General features: G+C 65.2%; 19 protein-coding genes, 1 pseudogene and 1 riboswitch. Of the genes and pseudogenes, 5 read left to right on the top strand and 15 right to left on the bottom strand.

Annotation, left to right across the window (positions count from 1 at the left end; all coding sequences use genetic code 11):
- Positions 1-120 precede the first annotated feature (120 nt).
- The 4 genes from araD to tal form a co-directional block, all read right to left on the bottom strand.
- Entirely contained in the window at positions 121-834 is a 714-nt protein-coding gene (araD, locus tag G8E10_RS20985) for an L-ribulose-5-phosphate 4-epimerase AraD (protein WP_207901520.1), read from the bottom strand.
- Positions 835-841: 7 nt separating this feature from the next.
- The gene (gene araA / locus G8E10_RS20980) at positions 842-2,350 is read right to left on the bottom strand and encodes an L-arabinose isomerase (RefSeq protein WP_167130555.1); all 1,509 of its coding nucleotides are present in this window, start codon (positions 2,348-2,350) and stop codon (positions 842-844) included.
- A 51-nt stretch (positions 2,351-2,401) separates the two neighbouring features.
- Positions 2,402-4,063, bottom strand: a complete 1,662-nt coding sequence (locus G8E10_RS20975; RefSeq protein WP_167130554.1) for a ribulokinase — start codon at positions 4,061-4,063, stop codon at positions 2,402-2,404.
- A gap of 415 nt (positions 4,064-4,478) precedes the next feature.
- Complete coding sequence (gene tal, locus G8E10_RS20970; protein WP_167130553.1) at positions 4,479-5,435, bottom strand: transaldolase; 957 nt, start codon at positions 5,433-5,435, stop codon at positions 4,479-4,481.
- A gap of 293 nt (positions 5,436-5,728) precedes the next feature.
- Here tal and G8E10_RS20965 point away from each other — a divergent pair, with 293 nt between their 5' ends.
- From G8E10_RS20965 to G8E10_RS20950, 4 genes are all read left to right on the top strand, one after another.
- On the top strand, positions 5,729-6,697 hold the full coding sequence (locus tag G8E10_RS20965; protein WP_167130552.1) for a sugar-binding transcriptional regulator: 969 nt from the start codon (positions 5,729-5,731) through the stop codon (positions 6,695-6,697).
- An 80-nt stretch (positions 6,698-6,777) separates the two neighbouring features.
- On the top strand, positions 6,778-7,257 hold the full coding sequence (locus G8E10_RS20960; protein WP_167130551.1) for a pyridoxamine 5'-phosphate oxidase family protein: 480 nt from the start codon (positions 6,778-6,780) through the stop codon (positions 7,255-7,257).
- A 164-nt stretch (positions 7,258-7,421) separates the two neighbouring features.
- Positions 7,422-8,132 carry a GntR family transcriptional regulator gene (locus tag G8E10_RS20955; RefSeq protein WP_167130550.1) on the top strand — a complete coding sequence of 237 codons (711 nt, stop codon included), beginning with the start codon at positions 7,422-7,424 and terminating at the stop codon, positions 8,130-8,132.
- Between the two features lie 54 nt (positions 8,133-8,186).
- A complete protein-coding gene (locus tag G8E10_RS20950) occupies positions 8,187-9,335 on the top strand; it encodes a M24 family metallopeptidase (protein WP_281517716.1) in 1,149 nt (382 codons plus the stop codon).
- Positions 9,336-9,378: 43 nt separating this feature from the next.
- On the opposite strand, the gene G8E10_RS20945 is transcribed toward G8E10_RS20950, so the two are convergent.
- From G8E10_RS20945 to G8E10_RS20905, 9 genes are all read right to left on the bottom strand, one after another.
- Positions 9,379-10,368 carry a TRAP transporter substrate-binding protein gene (locus tag G8E10_RS20945; protein ID WP_167130549.1) on the bottom strand — a complete coding sequence of 330 codons (990 nt, stop codon included), beginning with the start codon at positions 10,366-10,368 and terminating at the stop codon, positions 9,379-9,381.
- Between the two features lie 14 nt (positions 10,369-10,382).
- Positions 10,383-12,206 (bottom strand): TRAP transporter large permease subunit, encoded by a 1,824-nt coding sequence (locus G8E10_RS20940; protein WP_343289844.1) that lies wholly within the window; start codon positions 12,204-12,206, stop codon positions 10,383-10,385.
- 23 nt (positions 12,207-12,229) lie between these two features.
- A complete protein-coding gene (thiD, locus tag G8E10_RS20935) occupies positions 12,230-13,030 on the bottom strand; it encodes a bifunctional hydroxymethylpyrimidine kinase/phosphomethylpyrimidine kinase (RefSeq protein WP_167130548.1) in 801 nt (266 codons plus the stop codon).
- Entirely contained in the window at positions 13,027-13,701 is a 675-nt protein-coding gene (gene thiE / locus G8E10_RS20930; RefSeq protein WP_167130547.1) for a thiamine phosphate synthase, read from the bottom strand. The genes thiD and thiE overlap by 4 nt, the downstream gene beginning before the upstream one ends.
- Positions 13,679-14,422, bottom strand: coding sequence for a hydroxyethylthiazole kinase (locus tag G8E10_RS20925; RefSeq protein WP_167130546.1), 744 nt, complete (start codon positions 14,420-14,422; stop codon positions 13,679-13,681). The genes thiE and G8E10_RS20925 overlap by 23 nt, the downstream gene beginning before the upstream one ends.
- Positions 14,419-15,363 (bottom strand): ABC transporter substrate-binding protein, encoded by a 945-nt coding sequence (locus G8E10_RS20920; protein WP_167130545.1) that lies wholly within the window; start codon positions 15,361-15,363, stop codon positions 14,419-14,421. Before G8E10_RS20920 ends, G8E10_RS20925 begins: the two co-directional genes overlap by 4 nt.
- The gene (locus G8E10_RS20915) at positions 15,360-16,157 is read right to left on the bottom strand and encodes an ABC transporter permease subunit (protein ID WP_167130635.1); all 798 of its coding nucleotides are present in this window, start codon (positions 16,155-16,157) and stop codon (positions 15,360-15,362) included. Before G8E10_RS20915 ends, G8E10_RS20920 begins: the two co-directional genes overlap by 4 nt.
- Positions 16,158-16,272: 115 nt before the next feature.
- A riboswitch (TPP riboswitch) is annotated at positions 16,273-16,376 on the bottom strand.
- Between the two features lie 165 nt (positions 16,377-16,541).
- Complete coding sequence (locus G8E10_RS20910; RefSeq protein ID WP_167130544.1) at positions 16,542-16,823, bottom strand: addiction module antidote protein; 282 nt, start codon at positions 16,821-16,823, stop codon at positions 16,542-16,544.
- Positions 16,824-16,825: 2 nt separating this feature from the next.
- Positions 16,826-17,116, bottom strand: coding sequence for a type II toxin-antitoxin system RelE/ParE family toxin (locus G8E10_RS20905; RefSeq protein WP_167130543.1), 291 nt, complete (start codon positions 17,114-17,116; stop codon positions 16,826-16,828).
- Positions 17,117-17,317: 201 nt separating this feature from the next.
- Here G8E10_RS20905 and G8E10_RS20900 point away from each other — a divergent pair, with 201 nt between their 5' ends.
- Positions 17,318-18,124: an inositol monophosphatase family protein gene (locus G8E10_RS20900; RefSeq protein WP_167130542.1), complete on the top strand. Its 807-nt coding sequence runs from the start codon at positions 17,318-17,320 to the stop codon at positions 18,122-18,124.
- A gap of 6 nt (positions 18,125-18,130) precedes the next feature.
- Here the strand turns inward: G8E10_RS20900 and G8E10_RS20895 are convergent, their stop codons facing one another.
- Positions 18,131-19,519 (bottom strand): amidase, encoded by a 1,389-nt coding sequence (locus G8E10_RS20895; RefSeq protein ID WP_167130541.1) that lies wholly within the window; start codon positions 19,517-19,519, stop codon positions 18,131-18,133.
- A 10-nt stretch (positions 19,520-19,529) separates the two neighbouring features.
- Positions 19,530-19,717 (bottom strand): annotated as a pseudogene (locus tag G8E10_RS20890) (hypothetical protein); the annotation flags it as partial.

Raw genomic sequence — 19,717 nt, 5'->3', positions numbered from 1 at the left:
CGTGCGCCAAAATGCAACCATTCGACATTTTTCACGCACGTTTTTACGCGCCATTCGACCTCCACCGGCGCATGCAAAAACACCCGCGTTGTGAGACGCGGGTGTTATGGTTTCAGGCACTTAGGACTTGGTTTTGGTGTCGCTCTGGCCGTAATAGGCGCCAGGCCCATGCTTACGCTTGAAGTGCTTGGCGAGCAGTTCCGGCTCGATCTGCGGCAGCTTCGGCGCGAGTTGCAGCGACATCATCGCCATATGCGCGATGCACTCGACGGCGACGGCGACTTCCACCGCCTTCGCCACCGTCTTGCCCCAGGTGAACGGGGCGTGGCGGTTGACGAGGACGCCTGGAAAATCGAGCGGATCGACATTGCCGAGACGCTCGACGATGACGTTGCCGGTCTCCCACTCGTAAGCCGTGCCGATTTCCTCGGCCGTCATCTTGCGGGTCACGGGGATTTCGCCGTTGAAATAGTCGGCATGCGTCGTCCCGAAAATCGGGATCGGCATGCCGGCCTGGGCAAAGGCCGTCGCGTGCGAGGAGTGCGTGTGCACGACGCCGCCGATCTCCTCGAAGGCCATCAGCAGACGACGATGCGTCGGCGTGTCGGACGACGGGTTGAGTGTTCCCTCCACCCGCTTGCCGTCGAAATCGACGATGACCATGTCCTCGACCGTCATCGCGGTATAGTCCACGCCGCTCGGCTTGATCGCGAAGACGCCGCGGGCGCGATCGACTGCGCTCGCATTGCCGAAGGTCAGGTTGATCAGGCCGTGGCGCGGCAGCGAGACATTGGCCTCGTAGGCTTCGCGCTTCAGTTCCGTATAGATCGACATGACGCCCTCAGCCCCGGATGCCGCGGGCGAAGTGGTAATACACCTCGTTGTTGCGAAGGTCCTGCTTGAAGGCGGGCAGCGTCGTGTCGTCGTTGATGAGGGCAAGCTCGATGCCGGCGATGGTGGCGAAGTCTTCCAGCATCTCGGTGGTCACGTCGTAGCTGTAGACCGTGTGGTGCGCGCCGCCGGCGAGAATCCAGGAGGTGCAGGCGGTCTTGAAGTCCGGCTTGCATTCCCAGACGGCGCGGGCGACCGGCAGCTTCGGCAGATCGGGATGCTCGACGGACGTGACTTCGTTGACGAGCAGGCGGAAGCGGTTGCCGAGATCGATCAGCGACGCATTCAGCGCCGGGCCCTTGACGGCGTCGAACACGAGGCGGACCGGATCGTCCTTGCCGCCGATGCCGAGCGCGTGGATCTCGACCGACGGCGTGCCGCTGGCGATCGTCGGGCAGATTTCCAGCATGTGCGAGCCGAGCACCTGCTCGGAGCCGGGCGCCATATGGTAGGTGTAGTCTTCCATGAAGGAGGTCGCGCCGGTCAGGCCTTCGCCCATCACCTTCAGCGCGCGCAGCAGAGCCGACGTCTTCCAGTCGCCTTCGCCGGCAAAGCCGTAGCCATCGGCCATCAGGCGCTGAGGCGCCATGCCGGGCAGCTGGGTCAGGCCGTGCAGGTCTTCGAAGGTGGTGGTGAAGCCCTTGAAGCCGCCTTCTTCGAGGAAGGCGCGGATGCCGAGTTCCTGGCGGGCGTTGTAAAGCAGCGATTCATGACTGGCGCCGCCTTCGGCAAGCTCTGGCACGACATTGTAGAGCTTGACGTATTCGGCGGCGAGCGCCTTCACGTCTTCGTCGCTGACGGCGTTCATGCGGGCAGCGAGATCGCCGATGCCGTAGGTGTTGACCGAGAAGCCGAAGGCCATTTCGGCCGAGACCTTGTCGCCGTCTGTGACGGAAACGAAGCGCATGTTGTCGCCGAAACGGCAGAAGCGCGCACCCTGCCAGTCATGCCAGGCGCGAACGGCACGGATCCAGGCGTCGATGCGCTGATGGACTTCCGGGTCCGTCCAGTGACCGACGACGACCTTGCGGCCGAGGCGCAGGCGGGTGTGCAGGAAGCCAGCTTCGCGGTCGCCATGTGCCGACTGGTTGAGGTTCATGTAGTCCATGTCGATCGTCGCCCAGGGCAGTTCGCGATCGTACTGGGTGTGCAGGTGCAGGAACGGCTTGTTCAGCTGCGCGAGGCCGCGGATCCACATTTTGGCGGGCGAGAAGGTGTGCATCCAAAGGATGAGGCCGGCGCATTCCGCATCGGCATTGGCCTCGATGCAGAGATCGGCGGCCTGTTCCGGCGTCGTCACGATCGGGCGGCAGACGATTTCCAGCGGGAAATTGCCGGTGGCGTCGAGCGCCTTGGCGATTTCCTCGGCATGCGCCGTGACCTGCTGCAGCGCTTCCGGGCCATAGAGATGCTGCGATCCGCAGACGAACCAGATTTTAGCGGGCTTCAAACCAAACATCGTATCAGTCCTTGTTGTCTATCCTGTCGCACCTTTGAGGGTGCGGAATTGTCAGCTGTTGGCGGCGTACTTGATGTCGATCAGGCTCTTCATCAGGCCGGAGAGATCCGCCTGCTTGTTGAGACCGCCGAAGCTGTCATGCAGATCGCGGTAGAGCCTGTAGAGGTCGTCGTAGACGGCCTGGTTTTCGGCGATCGGCGTGTAACGCTCGTCGCGCAGCGAGGTCATGGCCGACTGTGCGGCCTCGAAATCGGTGTGCGCGCCAGCCAGAACCGATGCGGCAATGGCGCCGCCGAGCGCGCAGGTCTGGCTGGAGCCGGCGACCAGCATGGTGCAGCCGGTGACGTCGGCATAGATCTGCATCAGCATCGGGTTCTTCTCGGCAATGCCGCCCGTGCAGACGACGCGGTCGACCGCGACGCCGTATTCCCGGATGCGTTCGATGATGGCACGCGCGCCGAAGGCCGTTGCCTCGACCAGGGCGCGATAGATCTCGGCGCGGGTCGTGTAGAGCGTCTGCCCGAGGATCAGGCCCGACAGGCGCTGATCGACGAGGATCGTGCGGTTGCCATTGTTCCAGTCGAGCGCCAGCAGGCCGGTCTGGCCGGGCTTCAGCTGCTCGGCTTCCGCCGTCAATTCGCCATGCAGCGCGCCGGAGCCGCCGCAGACGCCCTCGACCCACCACTTGAAGATATCGCCCACGGCCGACTGTCCGGCCTCGACGCCGAAGAAGCCAGGCAGGATCGAGCCTTCCACGATGCCGCAGATGCCGGGGATGTCGCCCGGCTGCGTCTTCACCGGCACGACGGCGCAGTCGCAGGTGGACGTGCCGATGACCTTGACCAGCGTGCCCTCCTCGACACCGCAGCCGATGGCACCGTAATGGACGTCGAACGCGCCGACGGCGATGGGGATGCCCGCGGGAAGACCCAGCTTCTCGGCCCACTCCGTGGACAGCGCACCAGCCGGCGTCGCGGCATCATAGGCGTTGTCGTAGAGACGGTCGCGCAGTTCGGCAATCTCAGGATCGAGCATCGCCAGGAATTCCTTGTCCGGCAGCCCGTTCCACGCCTTGTTGTAGAGCGCCTTGTGACCGGCCGCGCAGACGCCGCGCACGATGTCGCTGGGGTTCTTGACGCCGGAGAGGACAGAGGGAACCCAATCGGCCAGCTCGACCCAGGAATGCGCCGCTGCGAACACGTCGGGGGCGACCGTCAGGCAGCGCCAGATCTTCGACCACCACCATTCCGACGAATAGGTCGAGCCGACCATGGCGATGTATTGCGGGCGATGCTCACCGGCAAGCTCGGTGATGCGGGCCGCCTCCCGCCAGCTCGTATGGTCCTTCCATAGCCAGCACTGGGCGTTCGGATTGGACTGGAATTCCGGCAGCATGCCGAGCGCCTGGTTCGTCGCATCCACCGGAAGCGGGCTCGACCCCGTGCTGTCCACGCCGATGCCGGCAACCTTGGAGACCTCGAAATCCGGCTGGGCGACGGCCTGTTTCAGGGCGCGCGCGACGCTTTCCTGCAGGCCGTAGAGATAATCGGCCGGGCTCTGGCGGGCGACATTGTGGTCGCGGGGATCGAGCAGCACGCCCTGCGTCCCGCTCGGATAATCCACGACGCCCGTGCCGTATTCCTTGCCATCGGACGCGCGCACGATGAGGGCGCGAACCGAGTTGGTGCCGTAGTCGATACCGAGAGTGAACATGAAAGCTCCAGAAAAATGCGAATGTCAGCCTGCCAAGATGTCACGGACTGCTGCGACCGCAACGCGTCCTGCCGACACGCGCTGGGATCGCAGCAGAGACGTCAGGTGCGATCCCCGATCCGAACCTCGGGATCGACAACGCCCATCGTGCATGACAATCCCAGCGACCTTGAAGCCGCCGATCCCGCATGCACCCATATCCTGATTCCCCTCCCGAAGAATGCCGTTCCGCGAACGGCGCGGACAGAAAAATCATATTGTAATACTTTTGTAAACAGGGAACGTTCGCTTTTCCGCATGGACATGATGTGGCCTGCGGGAGCCCGTGCAAATTGGCACAAGAGCATGACAGCGAGAAGGCCGATGCATCGAAATGCACCGGCCTCCTTCAACGTCCATCAGCGTTACCGCCTGCTCAGACAGCCAGACGCTTGGAAACCTGGTCGCGAAGCGCCTGCAGGTCCTTGGCGAAGGCGCGGATGCCTTCCGAGAGCTTTTCGGTCGCCATCGCATCCTCGTTCAGCATCCAGCGGAACGTCTTTTCGTCCATGTGGATCTTGTCCACCGGCGTAATGTTTTCCGGCGAAAGCTTGCGCTCCAGCTTGCCCTCATCCTTGGACAGCTCTTCAAGCAGCGCCGGGTTGATCGTCAGGCGGTCGCAGCCGGCAAGGGCTTCGATCTCGCCGATATTGCGGAACGAGGCGCCCATGACGACGGTCTTGATGTCGTTGGCCTTGTAGTAGTTGTAGATCTCACGAACGGAGACGACGCCCGGATCGGTTTCGGACGTGTACTTTTCGCCCGTGGACTTGACGTACCAGTCGAGGATACGGCCGACGAAGGGCGAGATGAGGAAGGCCTTCGCGTCGGCGCAGGCGACCGCCTGGGCCATGCTGAAGAGCAGGGTCAGGTTGCAGTCGATGCCTTCCTTCTGCAGCACTTCCGCAGCGCGGATGCCTTCCCAGGTGGAGGCGAGCTTGATCAGGATGCGGTCGCGTTCGATGCCGCGCTCCTTGTAGGCGGCGATGATGGCGCGGCCCTTGGCGATCGAGCCTTCGGTGTCGAAGGACAGGTCGGCATCGACTTCGGTCGAGACACGGCCGGGAACGAGCTTGGAAAGCTCGGCGCCAACGGACACGGCCAGACGGTCGGCAACGGCGCTCACCAGCGCATCGCCCGAGGTCGACTGGCTCTTCGCCCAGGTCACGGCTTCCGCATTGATCTCGTCGAACAGCGGCGTTCCCAGTGCCTTCAGCACGATGGTCGGGTTGGTCGTGCAATCCACCGGCTTGAGGCGGGCAACGGCCTCGATATCACCCGTGTCGGCCACGACGGTCGTGATGCCGCGTAATTGTTCCAGCTTGGACATCATCTTCGCCTTTCGTCATCTTTTTGTCAGGAGGGTCGGCAGGCGGCCTCTGCGGCGCGTCGTTGCTGCCCTCGATAGGACCTCCGCCGCGGCGCGACGGATCGTGAGACCGAACGGGAATACGAGCTTCGGGTTCCGCTTCCGGCACGTCTGGATATGAGTAGCTTGATGACTTTTGTCAAATCGTTTATTCAAAAGTTGTGCCACCACCCTCGGATTTCGGGGCTATCAAACGGATCGTGACGACACGTGAGACCGCTGACGCGGCAAACCGCTGACGCGGAGGGATCGAAGCCTTGGCCAGACTGGACCGCACCAACCCCAACATCCTGCTCGACACGCGCTCGCTGCGCCTGCGGGCCGCCTGGCTCTATTACAACAGGGGCCTGACGCAGAAGGACATCGCCGAAAACCTCGGCATCAGCCGCGCGACCGTCATCCGCATGCTGGACGAGGCGGTAAAGCGCGCCGAAGTGCAGATCTGGATCAACGAGACGCCGGAGGACTGCACCGGCCTCGCACTGCGTCTGGAGGAAAAGCTGGGGCTGGACGAGGCGATCGTCGTGCCGGGCGAAGGCGATGTGGATGAAACGGCCCGCGATGTCGGAGCGGCGCTCGGCACCTTCCTGTCGGAGGTGATCCGCGACGGCAATGTCGTCGGCGTCGGCTGGGGGCGCACGCTCAGCGCCTCGCTCCAGACCTTCCGTCCGCCGCGCATGGAAAAGGCCAAGATCGTCTCGCTGCTGGGCGGGCTGGTGGAGACCTCGACGCTCAATCCGGTCGATTATTCCTGGCGGCTGGCGAGCGCGCTCGGTGCGGATTGCATGCTGATGCTGGCGCCGCTGATCGTGGATTCGGAGGAGACCAAAGCGCGCCTGATCGAGCGCTGCGGACTGGACCGGCTGTTCGCCACCGCCGAAATGCTCGACATCGCCGTCGTCAGCTGCGGCGACTTCAGCGCGAATGGCTCCTCGCTCTCCCCGGGCTTCCTGCTGCCGGAGGACCTGAAGGCGCTGCTCGCCGCCGGAACGGTCTGCGACACGCTCTGTCATTTCCTCGATGCGGCGGGAAACAGCGTCGATCATCCGCTGAACCGGCGCGTCATGTCCGTCGGCCTCTCGGCCGTCGCCAAGGCCCGCCACGTCGTCATCGCGTCGGGCGGTCGAAAGCGCGTCGCGGCCATCCGCGCCACCATGGCCCGCACCGGCTGTCACACGCTGATCACCGATGAAGCCGCGGCCCGGGGTTTGCTGGAACTGGTCTGATACCGCAGACCGCCACCCGTCAGGGAACAGAAAGCCGGTCTCCGCTGTTCTTCTCGCGAAACGAACGCAAGGAGACACACATGGCGCATACCGATGACACGACGAAGGTCTGGGACCTGATCGACAAGATCGGCTTCTGCATGCTGGCGACCGAAACCGGCAATGACATCCGCGCCCGGCCGATGGCGGCCTATGTGGAGCGTATGGAAAATTCCGTCTACTTCCTGACGGATGCCGACAGCCACAAGGACGACGAGGTCGAAGCCCACCCCAACGTCTGCCTCGCCTTCGCCGACACCAAGGGCCAGAAATACGTCTCGCTGTCCGGCACCGCCACCGTCGAGAACGACCGCGAAAAGATCAAGGAACTCTGGGGCACCCCGGCCAAGGCCTGGTGGGACAGCCCGGATGATCCGAAGATCCGCATCCTGCGCGTCACCCCGTCCTTCGCCGAATACTGGGATAGCCCGGGCACCGTCATCAGCTACATCAAGATGGCCGCAGCCGCCGTCTCGAACACCAAGCCCGACATGGGCGAAAACGCCAAGGTCAATCTCTGATCGGTTCCCCGTAACCGCTCAATCACCAACGGCGCGGCACACCTGCCGCGCCGTTTTTCGTTGTGCCAAACGCGCCCATTATGTCGACATCCTGTATTACCCCGTGGTAGAACCGGCGCAGGCCTTGGTGATGCAGGGCGCATCGGAACGCCAAAAGGGGTCTCATGACGGAAGCGATCTCCCCGGAAACGGTTCGCGCCCGCGGCTCGGGAACGCAGAGCGTCTATGCCGCCTTGCGTGCCGAAATCCTCTCCATGGCGCTGTCGCCCGGCAGCCCGCTCGATGAGGTCCGGCTGTCCGAACGCTTCGGCATGTCCCGAACGCCGATCCGCGAAGCGCTGCTGCGCCTGTCCGCCGACGGTCTTGTGACGACGCTACCGAACCGCAACACCATCGTCGCCACCATCGATTTCGCCGAGCTTCCCACCTATTTCGACGCGCTCACTCTCATGTACCGCGTAACCACCCGCGCCGCCGCCTCGCGACGCGACGCCGTGCAGATGGCAGAGATCCGCCGGCATCAGCGGGCCTTTGCCGAGGCGGTCGAAGCCCATGATGCCTATGGCATGATCGAAGCGAACCGCGAATTCCATGTCGCCATCGCCGTGCTCGGCGGCAATCCCTATTACGTCACCTTCTTCAGCCGCCTGCTGGACGAGGGACGGCGCATCCTGCGGCTCTATTACTCGACCTTTGACGACCGTCTTCCCCGGCAATATGTCGATGAGCACGAGGCATTCATCGTCGCGATCGAAGCGGGCGACGTGGAAGAGTGCGACCGGCTCGCCATCGCTCACGCAGCCCAGATCGTGCGGCAGATCCAGGAATACGTCGCCCGCGACATGAGCAAGGCGACCGCCATCCAGAACCTCTGAGCGGCCTGGCAACGCTGGCCCCGCATCTCACCGCACCCTACAGACAGAAAGCATATGATGCCCCACACCGATCTCGGCCTTCCCGCGTTCATTTCCGATGCCGAGCGGCGGGAGCGCCTCGACAAACTGCGTGCAAGCCTCGACGCCCAGGGCCTTGCCGGTCTCCTGCTCGGTTCTTCGAAGAGCCTGCAATATTTCACCGGCCTTCACTGGCATGCGAGCGAGCGGCTGCTCGGCGCCTTGGTCACCCCGACCGCGCTGCACTACATCGTCCCCGGCTTCGAGCAGAGCCGGGTCGAGACGCTGCCGCATCTGTCGGGCGAGATCGCCGTCTGGCAGGAGGAGGAGAGCCCCGCCGACCTCGTCCGCCGCATCATCGGTGCGGACGGCACGCTCGCGCTCGACGATGCCCTGCCTCTCGCCATCTATCATCCGCTGGCGACAGCCTTCGGGTCGGAGCGCCTCGTGGATGGCGGCCCCGTCATTCGCGACATCAGGATCGTCAAGTCCGCGGCCGAAATCGCCATCATCCAGCATGCGATGAACATCACGCTGGAGGTACACAAGCGTGCGCATGCGCAGATGGCGCCGGGCGTGCGGGCGTCAGACATCGTGCGCTTCATCGACCGCGAGCATCGCACTCTGGCCGGCTCCGGCTCCACTTTCTGCATCGTCTCCTTCGGCACGGCCACTTCCCTGCCCCACGGCGCGGATGGCGATCAGGTGCTTTCGGAAGGCGATGCGATCCTCGTGGACACCGGCACGCGGATCGACGGCTACCACTCGGACCTCACCCGCACCTATATGCTGGGCGAAGCGACGCCGGAATTCGCCCGGGCTTGGGCAATCGAGCGGGAGGCGCAGCAGGCGGTGTTCGATGCCGCGCACATCGGCGCGCCCTGCCACAGCCTCGACGATGCCGCCCGCGCGGTGCTCATGCGCCACGGCCTCGGCCCCGACTACACGCTGCCTGGCCTGCCCCACCGCGCCGGCCACGGCCTCGGGCTCGAAATCCACGAGCATCCCTATATCGTACGCGGCAACACCTTGGCCCTCAGCGCCGGCATGGTGTTCTCCAACGAGCCGATGGTCGTGTTCCCCGACCGCTTCGGCATTCGCCTCGAGGACCACATCTACATGACCGAAACGGGCCCGAAATGGTTCACCGAGCCGGCCCCTGGCCCCACGCAACCCGTCGCATAATGTATCCGGTGGGGGCGAAGCACTCGCTTCGCCCCCACCGGCTTTAGATCGTCTCCACCGCATCGATACGCGCCTGCCCGCCGACGACAGGCGCGAACGCCTCCCAGACGCCGCGCGCGCTCTGCCGCCATTCTGCGATATCCGGCACATCCAACACCTGCCCGCCGTGGGACAGCGCCGTTGCGACGCTCTTTTCCTCGTCGGCGACGATCAGCGCATTGAACGCGGCCGCACCCTCTTTCGAGGCATCCGACAGCACCTGCTGCTCCTCGGGTGAGAGCCCGTTCCAGAAGCTGCCGGCGAAATAGACGACGCCGGAGGCCCGGATATGGCCGGTCAGCATCATCACCGGCACGACCTCATAGAGCTTGAAGCCGGCATAGGCGGACTTCGTCAGGTCCATCGCATCGGCAACGCCGGTCGATAGAGCATTGTAGGTTTCGGTGATGGGAATGCCGACCGGCACCGCGCCGAAGCCGGACCAGAGCTTGATGTGCAGCGGGCTCTGGATCACCCGGATCTTCCGCCCGGCCATCTCCTGCGGACGCAGGATCGGCTCCTTGGCCAGAAGATGCCGTGCGCCGTAATCGATAAAGCCGGTGGCGACGAAGTTCTGAGACTTGAGCTTGGCCTGGAGGTCGGCCCCGATCTCGCCGTTCACGACGCGCGCCACATGCGCGGCATCGCGATAGAGAAACGGCAGGTCGAGGATCTGCAGCTCCGGCACCCAGCCGGACAGCGAGGAGACCGTGGACAGGCTCGCCTGCACGGCTCCGAGCCGGCTCGCCTCGGCCACCTCCTTTTCCCCGCCCAAGGCGCCATTGGCGACGATGTTGAACCGGAAGCGGCCGGGCATGCGGCTTTCCACCCGCTCGGCGATATGCCGCCAGATCTTCGTTTCCGGCTTGTCCTCGCCGAGCAGCGAGGCGACCGTGATGCTCGTGGTTTTTGCGAGCGCAGGGCGGATGAGCGCCGGGGCGAACAGGCCGGCGGCCAAGGTTGACGTGAGGAAGGTACGGCGGGTGGTGGACATGGGCGTTGATATCCTCAGGGACGGAAGACGAGCGCGAGCGCGGACAGGATGAAAAGCGAGACGAGAAGCGCGGTGAGATAGGGAAGCACGGCCCGGAACAGAGCGGATGCCGGCACGCCGGTGACGCCGGAGACGACATAGACGAGCAGGCCGAGCGGCGGCGTCAGCCCGTGGATCATCAAGTTGACCACGAGGATCACCCCGAAATGTACGGGATCGATGCCCGCGGCAACGGCCGCCGGTAGCAGCACCGGCCCGATCAGGAGGATCGCTGCGCCGATATCGAGGATCAGCCCTAGCGCCAGCAGGACGAGGTTGGAGAGCAGAAGCACCGCAAGCGCGCTGCCCCCGAGCAGCGTCACCACGGACTGCATCACCCCCGCAATATCATCGACCGCGAGTAGAAAAGCGAAGGGCGCGGCCGTGCCGATGAGGAGCCCGATGGCGGACGCTTCCACCGCGGCCTGTCGGAAAACGCTGGCGATGCTGGCGACACCGCGCCGAGCGAGACATGCAAGAATGAGCGTATAGGCCGCCGCCAGCGCTGCCGCCTCCGTCGTCGTGACGATGCCGATGCGGATGCCGAAGACGACGATGAGCCCGAGCCCAAAGGCGGGCAAGGCCGACAGCGCCGCACGCATCTGGACGCCGCGACCGACGCGCGGCATGCGCCCGTGATCACCGTCCGTGAGCGCAATCGCCACAGCAAGGCACAACGCCATCAGCCCGCCGGCAAAAAAGCCGCCGGTCAGCAGCGCGCCGATCGACAGGTTGGTCGCGGCAGCGAGAAGCAGGAAGGCGATGGAGGGTGGAATGACATTGTCGAGCACGGAGGTCGCCGCGACGATGGCGCCGGCCTGCGCCGGTGGATAGCCATGGCGCACCAGTTCCGGCTGGAACGTCGCCGCGCCGAAGGCCGCGTTCGCGACCGAAGAGCCTGAAGCGCCTGAAAACAACACGCCGGTGAGAAGCACCGTCTGCGCAAGACCGGCACGGCGGTGCCCGACGAGGCTTGCCGCGAACCGCACCAGCCGGTCGGCAGCCCCCGACGCCGTCAGGAGCGCCCCGGTGAGCAGGAAGAACGGCACCGCGAGCAGCAGGAACTTGGACAGGCCGGCAACGGTCGTGGACAGGATCGCCGGCTCCGGCAGGCTGCTGCCGAAGGCGATCGCCACCGCTGCCGCCGCCAGGAACGCATGCGCCAGCGGCGCCGACAACAGAAGCCCGAGCCCGGCGACGAGCGCCAGCCAGACGCTCGGCGGCCAGGACGTCTCGATGACAACATGGCCCGCGAGAAGATGCGCCGCCGCGCCCAGCAATGGTCCCGCGACTGCCCGCAACATGTCCCGCTCGGCAATGCGGGTGAGAACCAGCATCACGAGCAGGGCCGCACCGCCAAGCATGGGCAAGCCGAAGCGCAAGGCTTCCGGCACGCCCAGCGTCGGCGACGTGCCCCCAACCATCTCCATGACAGCCCCGCCGCCGAAGACGAGCACGAGGCCGGCGAGCACAGAGACCGCATCCGCCCCGATACCGGCAAGCCGCTGCGGCAAAAGCGGCAGCCGCGACACCAGAATATCGAGCCGCATGGCCAGCGGCCCGTTCAGCGCCAGCGGCGCACCAAGCGCGATAAGGGCGATATGCAGCCAGATCCCCAGATCCTCCGCGCCCATCAGTCCGGTTCCGAACCCATAACGCAGCACGACACCGGCCAGCACCACCACGAGCATGATCGCGAGAACGAGGCCGGCCAAGGTCCCGAGAACACGGTCGAGCACGCGCAGGATAGCACCAGCGATGCGCGCCGGCACACCGAGGTGGCGGACGCCGGTCCCGATATCCCCCTGGCCCGGCGCGGCCGTCACGCCGTCCACCACCTGTAGAAATGGTGCACGGGCCCCCGCCCCTTGCCGATCGCAACACCACGCCCCGCTTCCAGCGCCTGATGGAGATAGGTCTTCGACAGGCTGACGGCCTCGACCAGCGCGTAGCCGCGCGCGAGATGGGCGGTGATGGCGGCAGCGAGCGTGCAGCCCGTGCCGTGGTCGTTGCGCGTGGCGATGCGCGGTGCGGCGAAGGCCCGCACGCTCTCGCCATCGAACAGCAGGTCGATGCTCTCGGGCCCGTCACCATGCCCGCCTTTGATGAGCACGGTCGCCGCCCCGGCCTTCAGAATGGCCTCCGCCTGCTTGGTCACGGCGGCGCGGTCATGCGCGATCGGCAGTCCCGTCAGGAGGGATGCCTCCGGCAGGTTCGGCGTCACGATCGCGGCCCGCGGCACCAGCACGGTCCGGAGCGCATCGATCGCCTCTTCCCGCAGCAGCCGGTCGCCCGATGTCGCGACCATGACAGGGTCGAGGACGACGGGCCCCGCAAAACCCACCAGGCCGGCCGCGATAGTCTCGATGGTCTCGACCCGCGATACCATGCCGATCTTCAGCGCCCGGACATCCATGTCGGAAAACACCGCCGCCATCTGCGCGGCGATCAGGCCGCACGAGATATCCTCGACCGCCGTCACGCCCGTCGTATTCTGCGCCGTCACGGCGGTGATGACGCTCGTGGCGAAGGTTTCGAGCGCGGAAAAGGTCTTGATGTCGGCCTGGATGCCGGCACCGCCGCCGCTGTCGGAGCCGGCAATGGTGAGCGCAATCGCCGTCATGCTTTGCTCTCCAGCGCGGCATCCACCGCCGTGCGGAACGCGCCTGTCGCCCCGGCGATATCGCTCGCCCGGAAGATCGCCGAGATCACCGCCACGCCGTCGGCACCGGCCGCGATCACCTCCGGCACACGCGACAGGTCGATGCCGGCGATGGCGCTCACGGGCAGATCCGGCCGAAGGGCGCGGATCGTCTCGCGCAGCGCGCGCAACCCGTCAAGCCCGACTGGGGCATCCGGATTGACCTTGGAGAGCGTCTCGAACACGCCGCCGATGCAGGCATAGTCCACCGGCGCACGACCCGCACGCTCCGCATCTTCAGCCGTTTTCACCGTAAGGCCAATAATCGCGGCGTCGCCCAGCAACCGCCGCGCCGTCTCCGCATCTATGTCGTCGGCCCCGAGATGCACGCCGGCAGCGCCGGCTGCCAGCGCCACGTCCACCCGATCGTTGACGACGAAGGCAACGCCGGTGCCGGCAAGGGCCTCGCGGATGGCGATGGCGCGTTCGACCATGACGCGCGTGGAGGCCGTTTTGTCGCGGTACTGGATCAGCGTCGCGCCATTGCGGGCGGCAAGCAGCGCCAGCTCCGGCAGCGGTGCGATGTCCGCCAGCGATGCATCGACGATCGCGTTCAGGCGGTCATCGACCTTATTCGTGTTCGGGTTGGTCATGTCGGATCCTTGCGTGATGAAGAATGTCGGTGTCGCCGACCGTTGCCAGCGCATCGAGAAAGGCCGCAGCGAAGGTGCCGGGCCCGCGCGCATGGGGCGCCGCCCGTTCCGCCGCGACCCCGGTCACCGTCAGCGCCGCCGCAGCGGCCGCAAGCGCATCCGGCTCGACGGCCATAAACGCGGCGATGACGCCGCCCGAAAGGCAACCGGTGCCCGTCACCTGCGCCATGAAGGGATGCCCGTTGCCGATCTCGACGGAGGCCTCTCCGAGCTGCAGCAGATCGACAGGGCCGGTGACGATCCGCAAGATTCCGGGCGTCTCACCGATCAGCGCCATCTCGGCACGATTGCCGCGCACGACGGTCGGCTGCAGCGCGATCAGTTCCCGCGCAAAGGCGAGCCGTGACGGCGAATAATCGCAATGGACGGGATCGACGATCCACGGCCTGCCCTGTCCCCGCGCGACCGCGACGCCAAGCCGGATCGCCTCGCGGCGCTCCGCATCCAGCGTGCCGAGATTGACGGTCAGCGCATCCGCGCGGCCGACGAAGCTCTCGACTTCCTCCAGCGAGCCGGTCATCGAGGGAATGCCGCCGATGACCGTGATGCCGTCGGCGGTGAACTTCTGCACCACGCTGTTCATGAGGCAATGCACACGCGGCCGCGCCTGCCGTACCCGCGCCAGCATGCCTGCCACGGCCTGTGGCGTGATCTCGCTCATTTCAGCTCCACCGCGATATCGGTAACGTCGGGCGCCTTCGCGATCAGCCCCTCCTCCTGCATGAAGGCGCCGAACCGCGCGTAGCGGCCGGTATCGAGCGCGAAGGGACGCTTGGCGAAGCGCGGCAGCGTGTCGAAGAAGGCGGTGCGGTTCAGTTCGTCGTCGAGGTTCGGATAGGCCTTGGTAAACAGCGCCCAGGCCTCCTGAGGGTGATTGGTGAGGAAGATCGACGCCTCCTCGACGGCCGACAGGAAGCGCGGCAGACGGGCGTCGTTCACGAGGTCGCGATGGGTGACGAAGACCAGCTCGTCATAGACCGGGATACCATGCTCTTCCAGAAAGAAGGCGCGGCCGGGATGTCCCTCGAGCTTCATCTGCGTCAGTTCGAAATTGCGATAGCCGCCGATCGTTGCATCCACCGCACCCGAAATCAGCGACGGCGACAGCGAAAAGTTGACGTTGATGAGCTCGACATCGCCTTTCGAAAGGCCTTCGGACGCCAGCATCCGCTGCAGCAGCACATCCTCGAAACCGGAAACGGAATAACCGACCTTCCGGCCCTTCAAATCCTTCAGGCTCTTGATCGGCCCATCGGCCAGCACCGTCACCGTGTTCAGCGGCGTTTCCACCAGCGTGCCGAAGCGCACGAGCGGCAGCCCGGCTTCATGATCGCGGTAAAGATTGGGCTGGTAGTGGATGCCGATATCCGCCTGCTTGGCGGCCACGAGCCGCGGTACGACGGAAGGATCGGCCGGCGGCATGAGTGTGACATCGAGCCCTGCTTTGGCAAAGAGGCCCTTTTCCTGGGCGATCACCATGGGTGCATGGTCGGGGTTGACGAACCATTCGAGCAGCACGGTCAGCTTGTCGGCGGCCTGCGCGGAGGTGGAGGCGAAAAGGCTGGACAGGCCAAGCATCGTCGCGATGAAAAGACGGATCATGAAGATCTCCAGGATGAGACGGTTTGAGTGGTTCGACGTTCGGGATGAAGGCGCACGCCGTCCCGCGCCCAGGGCGCGAGGCGGGCGGTGAGGAGATCGACCAGCAGGCGCAGGAGCAACGTCATGACGGCGAGCACGACCATGGCGGCAAAGACGGTCGCGGTCTGCATGCGGGCATTGGCCTGCACCATGACGAAGCCGAGGCCGGCCGATGCGCCGACCCACTCGCCGACCACGGCCCCCAGCGGCGCCAGAGGGGCGGCAACGCGCAGACCGGAGACGAGGCTCGGAAGTGCCAATGGCGCACGCACCGACACCAGCGCCTGCCAGTGCGAGGCCTGCGTCAAGGACACCGCATCCACGATGTCCCGCTCCGTCCGGTTCAGCCCGTCGGCAAAGGCGGAGGCGACGGGAAAAAAGATGATCAGCACGGTCATGGCAACCTTCGACGCCATGCCGAATCCGAGCCAGACGACGAGGATCGGCGCCAGCACGAAGACCGGCAGCGCCTGCAGGATGAGAATCGTCGGCCACACGAACGGCCCGATGCGCGGGCTCGCCGCCAGCACGAATGCCGTTCCCGCACCGAGCACCGCGCCGGCCACGAGCCCGATCAGGATTTCCGAAAGCGTGACGAGGCTTTGCGCCAGCAGGAAATCCCACTGGTCCCGGAACACCTTGGCGACCGCCAGCGGCGACGGCAGCAGATAGGCCGGCGGCGAAAACCCGGCTGTTCCGGCCTGCCACAGCAGAACCAGCACACAGAGCCCGAGCGCCGCGTGAAAGGCGCGCACGGCTAGACGCAGCGAACGCGCGGCGGGAATAGTGGACGGACGAGGAACGGCATGAGCGATCTCCAACATTGACGACGGAGATCCAGGCGAGCGGAGAAGAGAGAAAGGGCCGTGGGCGGACACCTGTTTCCGTTCCTACGCCGGTATGACCCGGATCAGGTTCATAACGGTTCGGCTCTCGCCATCTCAGCCCTCAAAAGGACACCCGTCGGAATGCCGTCTACCTATGAAAACAAAACGGTTTTTGTCAACACCCTTCCGCACACTGCCTTCGCACCACCGCTCATGCGTCTGAAAGAGCTCATTTCAGCACCGCAAGCTTTGGCCGCTCGAGCCCGTCTCCACGTCGCGAACACGTTCGAACAACAGAGCGATCACCGTCGTCTACGCGGTAATGGAAACCTTCAGACCAAGAGCCTTCACGACACTGAAGAGGGTCGAAAGCTTGGGGTCGCCCTTTTCACTCAGCGCCTTGTACAGCGCTTCACGGGTAAGACCGCTATCTCTGGCGACCGCTGACATACCCTTCGCACGGGCGATGTCGCCAAGCGCCACCGCCACGAACTTCGCATCACCGTCTTCAAGGGCTGCTTCAAGATAAGCAAGCCGCTGTTCATCGCTCTTCAGGTGGTCCTGAATATCGAATTTCGTCGTTTCGGTGGACATGTTCAAATCTCCTTTGCCAGTCTCCTGGCTTCAACGACGTCCCGGGCCTGGCTCGATTTATTGCCACCACACAGGAGGATAACGACCTGACGGCCTTGCTGTACGAAATAGACGCGATATCCGGGACCGTAGGGAATCCGCAATTCGCTGATACCCTCGCCGACTGGCTTCACATCACCGAAATTGCCGGTTTCCATCCGGCGAATGCGCATGACGATTCGTGCCACGGCGTTTTGATCGCGAAGGTCGCCGACCCATTTGGCAAAGACAGAGGTTTGGCGGACTTCGATCATCTGTTAACTGTAGTTAACAGTCTTGATGCTGTCAATCACGGCGGCATCGCATGCGTTTGGAAGGTCGTTCGACGCATCGCGCAACGGGATGGCACGGAGCGAAACAGAGGTTCGCGAAGCTCTTGCGCAGTGCACAAAACCCGCGATAGAGACGACGGAAGGCGACAGGGTGCATCGTCCGAAACATCAGAGGATACCGACATGACGACGACGCAGACCCGTCTGGAGAAGGCCGTTGCTGTGATCGAGGAGGCGATGGAGATGGCGCTCGGCTTCTTCGAGGCCCGCGCCACCATCGCCACGGGAAGCAAAGGCTTTCAGGATTTCGTGACCGAGGCCGATACGAGTGTCGAGCGACTGGTGCGCGCGCGTCTGGCGGAAGCCTTTCCGGGCGAGCCGGTGGTCGGCGAGGAGATGGGCGGCACGGGCGGCGATGCCTACTGGATCATCGATCCGATCGACGGGACTGCCAACTTCCTGCGCGGCTCGCCGCTCTGGGGCATCTCGCTCGGCCATGTTACCCATGGCCGGCCCGATCTCGGCGTCGTCGCCATGCCGGTGTTCCGCGAGATCTATGCCGCGGCCGACGGCACCGGCCTGATGTGCAACGGCAAGCCCTTCACCCGCACCGTGCCGTTCGAGGATGTCAGGGTCATGTCGCTGGGCGATGCCTCGCCGAACGAGGCCGAGGAGGTTGCCGCCCTCACGGTCGGCCTGCGCCATGCCGGCTGGGTCGTGCAGTCGATCCGCTCCACCTCGATCGGCCTGCTCTTTGCCGCACGCGGCACCTATGATGGCCATCTGCAGATGTACACGACCATGTGGGACATCGCCGGCGGCGCCGTCATTGCCCGTGAGGCCGGGCTGGAGGTGCGTATCGGCACGCGGCCCGGCACCGACATTCCCTGGATCGCGGCCGGCACGACGGCGCTGATCGCCGACACCGAACCGCTCTGGCCGCACATCGCCGTCAATCTCGAACGCCCGGATATCGTGGCCGCCGAGTAAAGCCGCTCAGCTTGGGCGCGGCCAGCTGGGGATCCCGCCCGTCAGGGTCTCGAACAGCTTCGAGAGTTTTAGCACCGTGAGATCCGCAAAGCGCGGACCGACGATCTGCAGGCCGATCGGCATGCCGGAGGTGGAAAAGCCGGCATTGATCGAGGCTGCCGGCTGCTCCGACATGTTCCACGGCACGGTGAAGGCGATGTGCTCGAACGGCCGTTCCGGATCGTTGGTGGGCGAAGCCCAATCGGCCGGGTAGGACACGACCGGATTGGTGGGCGAGAGGACGACATCCACGGTCGAAAACAGCTGTGCCGCCGCCTTGCGCATCTCCATCGTCTGTCCGAAGCCCGCGACCGCCTCTACCCCGGTAACGTCGGCGCCCTTTTCCGCCCAGGCATGGATATAGGGCAGGATCATCGCCCGGCGCTCGGCGGGAAGGCCCCGGATATCGCCCCAGAACTTCGCCCGCCAGAAATGGTCGAGCCCATCCAGCATCCCCCGCGTCATCACCGGCCCGACCTCGACGATCTCGGCCCCCGCCGCCTCGAACTGCCGGGCGCCGGCGGTCACGGCCGCCTTCACCTCCGGCTCGGCTTCCAGCCCGCAGCCGGCATCGAGCATCAGGCCGATGCGCATGCCCTTGACGTCTATGTCGAGATCCATCCAGTCGATCGCGTTCGGTGGCAGGCTCGTGGCATCCCGCTCGTCCGGCCGCGACAGCGTGGCCATGGCGAAGGCCGCATCCTCGACCGTCCGCGTCATCGGCCCGGCGCATCGGCCGACGTAGTAGGGATCGATCGGGATGCGGCCATTGCTCGGCTTGAAGCCGAACAGCCCCGTCCAGCCGGCCGGCAGGCGAACAGAGCCGCCGATATCCGTGCCGATATGCAGCGGCCCATAGCCGGCGGCACCGGCTGCGGCGGCTCCGGCGCTCGATCCGCCGGGATTCATGGCCGTATTCCACGGGTTGCGGCTCAAGGGGTGAAAGCTCGACAGACCGGAGGAGAGCATGCCGTAGTCGGGACAGGTGGTCTTGGCGAAGATGACCGCACCGTCCTCTCGCATCCGGGCGGCGACGGGAGAATCCGCCTCCGCCGGCGTCAAGACCGTCGCGGCCGTGCCGAGCGGCACCGGCGTGCCCTTCGTCGCGATCAATTCCTTCAGCGTCACGGGGATGCCGTCGAGAGGCCCGAGCGGCTCGGCCCTCAGCCAGCGCGCGGTGGAGGCCGCCGCCTGCACGCGCGCGTCGTCCGGATCATAGGCATAAAGCGCCGCCACGGACGGCTCGAAGGCCGCGATGCGCGCCTCGACCGCCAGCCAATACTCGGAAGGCGACAAAGAGCGATCCGCGAAACGGGCGCGCAGCTGCGGGATGGTGGTGTCGAGAAGGTCGGTCATATCGTCTCCATCATCCCGGGGTGTTCGTTTCCAGCAGCACTTCGGCGCGGTGGCAGGCGGTCTGCCGTTCGCGCATCTCCGGCCCGCCCTCAAGCTCACGCAGTTCCGGCCGCTCGACCGTACACCGCGCCACGGCCAGCGGACAGCGGTTGCGGAAGCTGCAGCCGACCCCGAAATCGATCGGCTCCGCCACACGGG

The organism is Ferranicluibacter rubi (genome assembly GCF_011603255.1).
GTDB classification, from domain to species: domain Bacteria; phylum Pseudomonadota; class Alphaproteobacteria; order Rhizobiales; family Rhizobiaceae; genus Ferranicluibacter; species Ferranicluibacter rubi.
Note: the sequence above shows the minus strand (reverse complement) of the source record. Positions and strands in the feature narration are given on the sequence as shown.

Bases quoted from the DNA above. Each gene is read 5' to 3' on its own strand.
- araD (WP_207901520.1), bottom strand. From the start codon at position 834: ATGTCGATCTATACGGAACTGAAGCGCGAAGCCTACGAGGCCAATGTC.
- araA (WP_167130555.1), bottom strand. From the start codon at position 2,350: ATGTTTGGTTTGAAGCCCGCTAAAATCTGGTTCGTCTGCGGATCGCAG.
- G8E10_RS20975 (WP_167130554.1), bottom strand. From the start codon at position 4,063: ATGTTCACTCTCGGTATCGACTACGGCACCAACTCGGTTCGCGCCCTC.
- tal (WP_167130553.1), bottom strand. From the start codon at position 5,435: ATGATGTCCAAGCTGGAACAATTACGCGGCATCACGACCGTCGTGGCC.
- G8E10_RS20960 (WP_167130551.1), top strand. From the start codon at position 6,778: ATGGCGCATACCGATGACACGACGAAGGTCTGGGACCTGATCGACAAG.
- G8E10_RS20955 (WP_167130550.1), top strand. From the start codon at position 7,422: ATGACGGAAGCGATCTCCCCGGAAACGGTTCGCGCCCGCGGCTCGGGA.
- G8E10_RS20950 (WP_281517716.1), top strand. From the start codon at position 8,187: ATGATGCCCCACACCGATCTCGGCCTTCCCGCGTTCATTTCCGATGCC.
- G8E10_RS20945 (WP_167130549.1), bottom strand. From the start codon at position 10,368: ATGTCCACCACCCGCCGTACCTTCCTCACGTCAACCTTGGCCGCCGGC.
- thiD (WP_167130548.1), bottom strand. From the start codon at position 13,030: ATGACGGCGATTGCGCTCACCATTGCCGGCTCCGACAGCGGCGGCGGT.
- thiE (WP_167130547.1), bottom strand. From the start codon at position 13,701: ATGACCAACCCGAACACGAATAAGGTCGATGACCGCCTGAACGCGATC.
- G8E10_RS20925 (WP_167130546.1), bottom strand. From the start codon at position 14,422: ATGAGCGAGATCACGCCACAGGCCGTGGCAGGCATGCTGGCGCGGGTA.
- G8E10_RS20920 (WP_167130545.1), bottom strand. From the start codon at position 15,363: ATGATCCGTCTTTTCATCGCGACGATGCTTGGCCTGTCCAGCCTTTTC.
- G8E10_RS20910 (WP_167130544.1), bottom strand. From the start codon at position 16,823: ATGTCCACCGAAACGACGAAATTCGATATTCAGGACCACCTGAAGAGC.
- G8E10_RS20905 (WP_167130543.1), bottom strand. From the start codon at position 17,116: ATGATCGAAGTCCGCCAAACCTCTGTCTTTGCCAAATGGGTCGGCGAC.
- G8E10_RS20900 (WP_167130542.1), top strand. From the start codon at position 17,318: ATGACGACGACGCAGACCCGTCTGGAGAAGGCCGTTGCTGTGATCGAG.
- G8E10_RS20895 (WP_167130541.1), bottom strand. From the start codon at position 19,519: ATGACCGACCTTCTCGACACCACCATCCCGCAGCTGCGCGCCCGTTTC.